Raw genomic sequence first — 8,830 nt, 5'->3', positions numbered from 1 at the left:
AATTGGCATTATAAAGACTGCTTAACTCAAGCCCAAGTAGTCACAGAAGGCATCAATGCCAATACTGCTTTAGAGAATTCATATAACCTAATGCAGGACTTTATTCAAGCCATTGAAACGGGTAATACTCAAAAGCTTAAGTCATTAATCAACTGCAAAGATCAAATTGGAACTCTAATGCACAAAACACTATTAACCTTTAAACACAATCTAACAGCAGTGCTCAATGGAGCAGAATTGCCTTATTCTAATGGTTGTCTTGAAGGCTTCAACCGCAAAATTAAACAAATTGAACGAACTGCCTTTGGCTATTCTAGTTTTACCAATCTCTTAACCAGAATTCGTTTGGAAGAAAATCTGTACAAAGAAAAAGAACCAAACAGCCTTTTAATGGTTGCTTGATTCTCTTCATTTACTCATTATCAGCAGGATTTGACAAAGAGCCCGTTTAATTATTCAACTTGTAGAATCCCTTAGCCTTCAAGCCATAAGCTTGACCAGCAGTCATATCATATTGAACCATTTCGTAATCATTCAAAATTGCTTGTTGTTCTGAAGTCAATTTCTTAGGATCAACGAAGTGTCCCTTTTGATCAACTAATTGGAAGCCTTTATCACCATTAAAGTTAATAGTGATTGCAGGAAGCTTCTTGTGTACTTCAGTAAGTAATGCTTGGTAAGGAGTTACCTTAGAGTTAGTTTGTTCAAGCATCATTGCAGTGAAGTCACTAGTGTTGGCGTAGTTAGTGTTGTGAGTCAACTTCTCCTTAGCACCATGTTCTCTTGCGTACTTGTTTGAGTAAATGAAGTAGCGAGTAGCGTGCATTTGAACAGGATATTTAGCAGTGTAGTTTTGTGACAAGATACTTGGGTAGTGGTCACCGTAGAAGACAATAGTGATTGGCTTTTTGATCTTATCAATTTGACCAATGAACTTCTTAACAGCCTTATCAGTGTATTGAACACCCTTCATGTAAGTTGCCATTTGTTCACGAACAGCGGCAGTGTTAAAGAGTTCACCTGATACCTTACCCATGTATTCGTTGTTTGGATACCAATTGTTGTAAGGCATGTGGTTTTGAATAGAAATTAAGTTGATGAATTGACCACCCTTCATGCTGTTGATTTGCTTCAAACCATTTGCATAAGTAGTGAAGTCAGAGTTGTAACTACTCTTGCCTAATTTCTTCTGGTCAATAATCTTGTACTTAGAACCAAGGTAAACAAACTTATTGAACTTAAATCTCTTGTAGTCTTCTACTCTTGAGTAGTAAGTACCAATAAATGGGTGAACAGCAGACTTGTAATTGAAGTCCATACCAAGAGTTGGGTAGAAGTCATAATTTGGCACAATTTGAACATATGGAGTCAAAGTTGACTTGAACATACCCATGTTAAATCCTGTCAAAGTTTCCCATTCCATGTTGGCAGTACCACCACCGTAACCTGCACTAAGCATGCTACCGTAAGTAGATCTGTCCTTCATTGATTGAATAAACCTAACTGGGTTTGGAACCTTAGGATCAATCTTAACTGTTGGGAAAGTATATGGATCAACGAAACTTTCACTCAAGTTATAGACAATAGTTTGATCCTTTAAAGTATTCTTTCTAGTCTTGTTAATTTCATCAGCGATCTTGCCGTACTTTTCATTCAAGTGATTAATCGTAGCCTTGGAGTAATTAGATGGCTTATTCATAATCTGTAAATCGAAGTAGTTCAAGAAGTTTAAGACAGGACCGTTAATTTGGATATCACGTTCAGGGTTTCTGAATGATTGCTTGTTATCAAAACCACGGTTAATGTGGTAAATAATTCCGCCATCATGGTTGAAGCGAGCTGGTGTCATAAACAAAAGCAAACTAAGCAATGCCCAGATACCACGGCGTTTCCATGAACCTTTCTTCTTAATTGGAAACTCGATTTCAAGGAAGATTGTCAAAGCAATTACAATTACCAAAGCAACGGCAATCATAATTACCTTTTGTTGACCAACCATTGGAAGCAAAGTCTTCCAGTTAACAATTTCATCAAGTTCAGTTGGATAAATAGGTTCACCACGAAGGTTAAGCTTGGTCTTGTTGGCAATAGCCCAACCAATAGTAATTACACTGACCAAAATGGTTGAGGTCCAGTAACGAGTCGTGATGAAGTAGAAAATTGCAAACATGGCATCCAAGAAAATGGCTGTCAAAATAATTGCAAAGAATCTAGTTCCGAGCAAGAAAATTAAGGCATTGATATCAGTAGCCGTGGTGATTTGAATTCTTAAGTTGTCTGATTCAATTAAGAATGAAACCAAACTCAGAATATAGAACCAGCCCCAAGTAAGAAGTCTTACTCGATTTTCAACTACCCAAGCTGTAAAGTTCTTCCAACCATATTCAAGAACTTCAGCTAAATTGTCATGATTATTGAAGAACTCAACTGTCTTCTTAATCGGCTTTATTCTAAATAAAAAGCGGTTATATAAATAATTCAACGCAAGAGCTGCGATCATCATAATGACGATCATCGAGAACTTGTTGAAACCAGCGCTGTTAGTAAAGCGGAATGAGCTTGCGAAGCCACCAATAATTGGTGCATCCATAAAGATAATTACTGGAATAAAGAAACGCATATCCTTAGCGCTATAGCTAACGATTACTTTTCTAAAGATTAAGAATGCTGCCAAAACCATTAAGAATAAGAATGGTGAAGCAGGATTGCTTAAAAACTTAGGAGTCCAAGAGTAAACGCTACTACGACCAGACAAACGTTGATACCAGTAAACACCGTTAAATCCTGGAACACCAATAAACATTACAAAGAATGAAAATACTCCAGCGGCAATTGACCAGCCGAATACTTTCTTAGGGATCTTAACGTTGGCTAAGAACATCCCCCAAGCAAAGTACAAAATAAGGTAAGCGCCGTAAATAGAGTAATTGAAGTACATCGTACCAGCACTAGTGGCAAAGCCAACTAATGTCAATGCACTAAGAAGCAATAAGTTCTGCTTAGTAGTAATTCGATGCTGCAACTCATATAAATATGGTTGAGCCAAAATACTAAAAATCAATCCAGCCAGCAATACTGAGGTACTTGTCAAAACTGGGAAGAATACGCCCCAAAGCTTCCACATGTTAAAGCTACCTGGTCGCTTAAAGAAGTTAACCAAGTATAAAAGTACTAGTGTTACGACCGCAATGATCCAGAATCTATAGGCCTCAGTTGGTCGAATCTTCTTTTTGCTATATACAGCCCCAAAGACCATTGGCACAAGCACTAACGTTGCCTTGTCCAACATCCCTGGAACAAATCTCATTAAGGTACTCAATGGCATTCTGCCAAAGGTTTTACCCCATGAATACATTTGCACTAGCATTAAAAATGCAGCCAAAATTATACAAATAATTTGACCGACACTTAGTGATTTCTTTTTATTAATCTCACTCATTTTCCTAGTCTATGTCCTTACTAAAATTTTTGTCATTACTTGCTCTTAATTCCCAACTTCTTCTTAATCGAATATAAGATATCGACTTTTTTGCCATGACCGGTAAAGAAATCTATGATATCATGCCAGAATTTGAAAATCATGATCAAAGTAATCACCAAAAAGACAATTCCTGCCTGTTGGTTATGCCAAAAAGCATAAACACTGAATAAAAGCATAAACACAATTGGCGGCATCGTCAAGTTTTGCATGATTGCAGTTAACACAAGAGCAACCAGCAAAGTTGCAAAACCAATTCTCCAATTATAAAAGACCGCCACCTGAGCAGCAACGGCAACGCCTTTACCACCCTTAAAGTGATCCCAAATTGGAAAACAGTGGCCTAAAATCAGGCCTAACCCAGCATATGCAATATTGATATGTACTGGGAAAGCAAAATATACGATAAACAGGGCAATTAAACTTTTTAGCAAATCGCCTAAACAAGTTAAAATACCCCATTTCTTTCCAAAAACGGCCCCCATGTTAGCCGTTCCTGGATTATACGAACCATATTCTGTAGGATTTATTTTCAAAAAGATTTTACCAACAACCATCGCTGTCAAAAAATTGCCAAAAACATAGCCAATCAGCGTGGCCCAAACTCGCTCCATTAATTATCCCCTTCTCCAGTGTAATCATAGATATGATAATGCTGCGTCTTACCGCTCTTAAAACTAAAGCCGTTAGCCTCATTTTGTTCATTTTGGAAAGTCTCGTTATTCTGAACAACTTCTTTTTCTAAGCCCAACTCTGACCGAACTAAATCCGAAATTCGTTGTAATTCGCTGGTTGGCTGAATCTGATAAGCTGCGTCTTTAATTTCTGCATTATAACCATGAAGATAATCACTAGATGAGCTATTAGCATAATTACGATAATTCATTGCAATCTGCTGCAGGGCACTAAATGGCAAATTAGTTCTAACGTTGCTTGAAACCGAAGTCAGGATTGAATCCAAATTCGATAGCGAACTAATTGAGACAGCCTTTTTAATTAAAGTCACAATGACCTGTCGCTGTCTTTCTTGCCTGCCGTAATCGCCCTTAGGATCGTCGTAGCGCATTCTTGAATAAGCCAGTGCTCCGGCACCACCCATATGGGTTAATTTGCCTTTTTCAAAAACATAGCCGCCATATTCAAAACTAAGCGTTGGCCTTATATTAATACCGCCAACATAGCGAATCATCTTCATGATTCCGCCCATGTTCACCACGGCATAATATTTAATCGGCACATTGATCAATTCGGAAACCGAATCCATTGCCATCCTCGCTCCGCCTATTTCATAGGCAGCGTTGATTTTTTCGGTGCGGAAGGTTTCTTCACTACCAACCAGCTGTGCCATCGTATCACGCGGGATAGAAACCAGCTTGTAGTGCTTTTTAGCAGGGTTAACTACAGCTAAAATCATGGTATCGGTTCGTCCACGCTTCTCCGTTCGATTAAGAGTACCAGTATCAGTCCCCATCAATAAAACGGCAAAACGTTTTTTCCCATTAAATTCACCTGTAGTTTTCACTGCAGTATGTGGATCATAGGTTTTGTCGACGGCATTCTTTGCTTTGAAGTAAACAGAAGCAAAATAAGCCGCAGTCGCAACTACTGCCACTAAAGCAACTGTTCCCGTGACCCACGCCCAAATATGACGTTTTTTATATCTATGATTCTGCACTCGAGTCTCGGTCGGGTGATTTCTATACTCTTTTCTACTTTTCTTCATAAATCATACCTATATGTAAATTCATATTGAGTGTATTATAACAAAAAAAGCAAATCATCGCTGACTTGCTTCCTACATCTTATTAAAATCGTTACTTATTTTTACTTCAATGTCAAGGTAATCTCAAAATTGCGGCTGCTTTCAGCCTCCAATTCAATTTTATCGGTAAAAGCAGTAACTTTGCCATCTTCTGCAGTTAATTTAAAATCAGTCGAAACAATATCAATTCCATGTTCTTCATTAATCAAACTAATTTTATTAACGCTGCTTTGACTTTGCCAAGTATTTGGCAATATAAAGCCTAATGAAAATGGTAATTCCTTATGTGATGAATTTTTTAGATAAAATGATATTTTTAATTGATTGCCCTTCAAAGCATAAGTTGTCATCACTTCAAAATGATACGGAAAACTCTTATAGCTTTCCGGAGTATCAATTAAAGTCAAACTGACTCGAGTATCACCTTTATCTACGACAGTCCAGGGCAGTTTGCTGGCCCAGTTATTGCCTTGATCAAGTACTGGAAAAGCAATTGCCATACCCTCTTCAGTCCCATTTTCGCCGAGATAATCATAATTATCATTAATAGATACAAGATGGACCATTTCGGCCCCATTCTCATCGACAGAGACTTGTAAGAGAGAATTATCAATTGTTTGCATATTTTTCTCCCCACTTTAATTCCATTGACAAAAATAGCACTTAACAGGGGCGACTGTCAATTTTTAATACATCGCTGCTGTTTCAATTGCTACTGTTAAACCAGTTACCATATTGTCTAAGCTCATTGAAGGATAACGTCCATTCTTAGCTTGGCTTGGCAAATATGGAATGTGAATAAATCCGGCTTTTAAATTAGGATAATCGTGATGAATTAGATATTGAATTTCGTAAAAAAGATGGTTGCAGACATATGTGCCTGCAGAATTGGAAACTTGTGCAGGCAAGCCGGCATGACGAATCGCGGTGACCATCTTCTTAATTGGCAATTGTGTAAAGTAGCCATCTAATCCATCTGCTTGAATTTTGCCCTCTTTAGGACCCTTGCCAGAATTATCGGGAGTTGAGCCCGCTTGAAAATTAATTGCGATTCTCTCAGGCGTAATAGCACTGCGTCCTCCTGCTTGGCCTACATTAATTACCATTTCAGGATTTTCTTTTTCAATCGCCTTTTTTACCACTTCCGCACTTTGATAAAAAATAGTAGGAACTTCTAATTTAATAATCTGATTGCCTGCTATTTCATCAGGTAATCTTTTTACAGCTTCAATTGCAGGATTAATCTTTTATCCACCAAAAGGATCAAAACCAGTTACTAATATTTTCATGTTGTTCCTCTTTTCTTAGAAAAAATGGTAAAATATTTTTATTTATAATATAATAAACTTGTTCCAAAAAATTATGAAATCAAATGTTTTAAAAATAGTTTTTGGGGCAAGTTGATAAAATAGAGCATCCCTTCCGGGGTGCTTTTTTTTGCATAAAAATCGCAAAATAAAAAGGAGCTTCTTGCGAAGTTCCTTTTTTGTGTGAATAACCATTAATTAAATTAGTCGTCCAACTTTTCCTTGTTAACAACATCCAAGTTTTCGTCGAATGTGTAAACAACTGGTTCACCAGTCTTCATTTCGAGGTTCATGATGTCGTCGTCAGAAATGTTTTCGATGTACTTAGTCAAAGCACGAAGTGAGTTACCGTGAGCTGCGATAATTACGTTCTTGCCGTCAAGCAAGTCTGGAGCAATGTGATCTTCCCAGAATGGCATTACACGGTCAAGACATACGTGTAAGTTTTCTGCCTTAGGAACGATGTGTGGGTCCAAGTTTGCGTAACGACGGTCATGTGCTTGACTGAATTCATTGTCATCATCAATAGCTGGTGGCAATACATCGTATGAACGACGCCAAATGTGAACTTGTTCATCGCCGTACTTTTCAGCAGTCTTCTTCTTGTTCAAACCTTGAAGAGCACCGTAGTGACGTTCGTTAAGTCTCCAAGTCTTCATTTCTGGAATCCAGAGTTGACCACTTTCTTCCAATGCGAAGTGCAAAGTCTTGATGGCACGAGTTAATAATGAAGTGTAAGCTTGATCAAATTCAAGACCGTGTTCCTTGATTAAACGACCAGCCTTCTTAGCTTCTTCAACACCTTTTTCTGAAAGGTTAACATCAACCCAACCAGTAAATTGGTTAGAAAGGTTCCATTCACTTTGTCCGTGACGGATTAAAACTAATTTTGACATGAAATATCTCCTTTTAAAATTCAATGTTTCATCCATATTTTACACATTTCACAGTTTTTTTCATAGAGAAAGGAGTAAAAACATCTTTTTTTGATGTTCACTTTTTATTATCTACCTTTTTGTGTTACTTTTAAGTAAAAATATTCAAAAAGAAGTGTAAAAATGAGATTTAAAAACAAAAAATTACTTTTAGGCTTAGTTGCCTTACTAGCATTATGTTTATCTGCGTGTTCGCAAAAAAGCACTAAATCTGGCGACAATTTGCCAAGTGCTAAAACCATTTTAACTAAAGCACAAAAGGCAAATTACAATTCGATGCATGCCACTTGTAATGAAAAAAGCAATGGCAAAACTTTACAAAAGGCCGCAGTTCAATATACATCTAAGCCTACAATCGTTTATGCCAATGTTTCTGCAACCTCTAATCACTATAAAATGTGGGTTGAAGGGAAAAATAGCTACATTCAAATGAAAGGTACCAACAGCGATCACTGGTTCAAGACGACTGCTAAGGCTGGCACCTACTCATCATTTATCCAAAGTTTAAATGGCAACTTGCTAATTCCATTTATTCCTTTGCACAAACAATTCAAAGTAAAAAGAAACGGCAACAACTATGCCCTTATTTATAAAGGAAACAACAAAAAAGTTTGGAACGCAATCGTCTCTAACGCTGCAGTTACTACTTTAATCGGTATCGACATTGATGATGTAAAGCCAATCAACACCGAGATCCAAGTTGATGTTGATAAAAATTACAACGTCAACGATGTAAAAATTGCCTCTAGCTACAAGGATGATGGTCAAAAGAAGACTTTGACTATGAATGTTGATCAAATTGATCAGATTAAGAAATTATCTATTCCTAGCACAGTTAAAAAGAACTCCGTTGATTTAGGAAAAATTGGCAAAAAATAAGAAGAATTTAATCATGAAATTAAAAAAAGCAATTATCGGTATATCATTAGCTACTGTCTTTTTTACTCAGTGGCTGCAGTCAAAAAGAAAAGAAGGCTGACCCAGTTTTAAACAAAACTCAGGTAGTTCAAAAAATTAAAAAGGGCTTCAAGAGCGGTCAAGTTATTCAGTCAGTCACTCTTGGCACTGATACCTCTAATCAATCAGCTATCGCCAACACCACGTTCGGTGGAGATTCAACCGTCTACCATATTACTAATGAGACCTCTAGCAAGGGCAAAACTCGTTCTAGCGAAGAATGGGTTAATATGAACAACGTTTATATCAATGGCCGCGATACTTGGTATAAAGCTGATTTAGAGAAATTAACAGGACACTCATATGCGGATTTAACCGACGCAATTATGAATAATCACTTGATCACTAATCCAAGTTCCGACTTAATTAAGGCCTACAAGTTAAAGCGTAA

General features: G+C 37.3%; 8 protein-coding genes and 1 pseudogene. 3 read left to right on the top strand and 6 right to left on the bottom strand.

The features are described 5' to 3' along the window. Positions 1-402 (top strand): ISL3 family transposase (locus HMPREF0518_RS01835; RefSeq protein ID WP_003625549.1); only part of this gene is annotated, 402 nt, incomplete at its 5' end. 46 nt (positions 403-448) lie between these two features. On the opposite strand, the gene HMPREF0518_RS01830 is transcribed toward HMPREF0518_RS01835, so the two are convergent. From HMPREF0518_RS01830 to HMPREF0518_RS01805, 6 genes are all read right to left on the bottom strand, one after another. Continuing rightward, positions 449-3,439 (bottom strand): LTA synthase family protein, encoded by a 2,991-nt coding sequence (locus HMPREF0518_RS01830; protein ID WP_003625548.1) that lies wholly within the window; start codon positions 3,437-3,439, stop codon positions 449-451. A 35-nt stretch (positions 3,440-3,474) separates the two neighbouring features. Then, a complete protein-coding gene (locus tag HMPREF0518_RS01825) occupies positions 3,475-4,092 on the bottom strand; it encodes a glycerol-3-phosphate acyltransferase (RefSeq protein WP_003625547.1) in 618 nt (205 codons plus the stop codon). After that, the gene (locus tag HMPREF0518_RS01820) at positions 4,092-5,201 is read right to left on the bottom strand and encodes an LCP family glycopolymer transferase (protein ID WP_003625546.1); all 1,110 of its coding nucleotides are present in this window, start codon (positions 5,199-5,201) and stop codon (positions 4,092-4,094) included. The genes HMPREF0518_RS01825 and HMPREF0518_RS01820 overlap by 1 nt, the downstream gene beginning before the upstream one ends. Positions 5,202-5,302: 101 nt before the next feature. After that, a complete protein-coding gene (locus tag HMPREF0518_RS01815) occupies positions 5,303-5,863 on the bottom strand; it encodes an aldose epimerase family protein (protein ID WP_003625545.1) in 561 nt (186 codons plus the stop codon). Between the two features lie 63 nt (positions 5,864-5,926). Continuing rightward, positions 5,927-6,484: a pyroglutamyl-peptidase I gene (gene pcp, locus HMPREF0518_RS01810; RefSeq protein WP_230478121.1), complete on the bottom strand. Its 558-nt coding sequence runs from the start codon at positions 6,482-6,484 to the stop codon at positions 5,927-5,929. A 266-nt stretch (positions 6,485-6,750) separates the two neighbouring features. Continuing rightward, the gene (locus HMPREF0518_RS01805) at positions 6,751-7,443 is read right to left on the bottom strand and encodes a 2,3-diphosphoglycerate-dependent phosphoglycerate mutase (protein ID WP_003630668.1); all 693 of its coding nucleotides are present in this window, start codon (positions 7,441-7,443) and stop codon (positions 6,751-6,753) included. A gap of 162 nt (positions 7,444-7,605) precedes the next feature. On the opposite strand from HMPREF0518_RS01805, the gene HMPREF0518_RS01800 reads away from it, so the two are divergent. Together HMPREF0518_RS01800 and HMPREF0518_RS11030 are read left to right on the top strand one after the other, a co-directional pair. Beyond that, positions 7,606-8,361, top strand: a complete 756-nt coding sequence (locus HMPREF0518_RS01800; protein ID WP_003625540.1) for a DUF6612 family protein — start codon at positions 7,606-7,608, stop codon at positions 8,359-8,361. 13 nt (positions 8,362-8,374) lie between these two features. After that, a pseudogene (locus HMPREF0518_RS11030) lies at positions 8,375-8,830 on the top strand (hypothetical protein); the annotation flags it as partial.

Source organism: Lactobacillus helveticus DSM 20075 = CGMCC 1.1877 (assembly GCF_000160855.1).
GTDB lineage: Bacteria > Bacillota > Bacilli > Lactobacillales > Lactobacillaceae > Lactobacillus > Lactobacillus helveticus.
Note: the sequence above shows the minus strand (reverse complement) of the source record. Positions and strands in the feature narration are given on the sequence as shown.

Bases quoted from the DNA above. Each gene is read 5' to 3' on its own strand.
- HMPREF0518_RS01825 (WP_003625547.1), bottom strand. From the start codon at position 4,092: ATGGAGCGAGTTTGGGCCACGCTGATTGGCTATGTTTTTGGCAATTTT.
- HMPREF0518_RS01800 (WP_003625540.1), top strand. From the start codon at position 7,606: ATGAGATTTAAAAACAAAAAATTACTTTTAGGCTTAGTTGCCTTACTA.
- HMPREF0518_RS01815 (WP_003625545.1), bottom strand. From the start codon at position 5,863: ATGCAAACAATTGATAATTCTCTCTTACAAGTCTCTGTCGATGAGAAT.
- HMPREF0518_RS01820 (WP_003625546.1), bottom strand. From the start codon at position 5,201: ATGAAGAAAAGTAGAAAAGAGTATAGAAATCACCCGACCGAGACTCGA.
- HMPREF0518_RS01830 (WP_003625548.1), bottom strand. From the start codon at position 3,439: ATGAGTGAGATTAATAAAAAGAAATCACTAAGTGTCGGTCAAATTATT.
- HMPREF0518_RS01805 (WP_003630668.1), bottom strand. From the start codon at position 7,443: ATGTCAAAATTAGTTTTAATCCGTCACGGACAAAGTGAATGGAACCTT.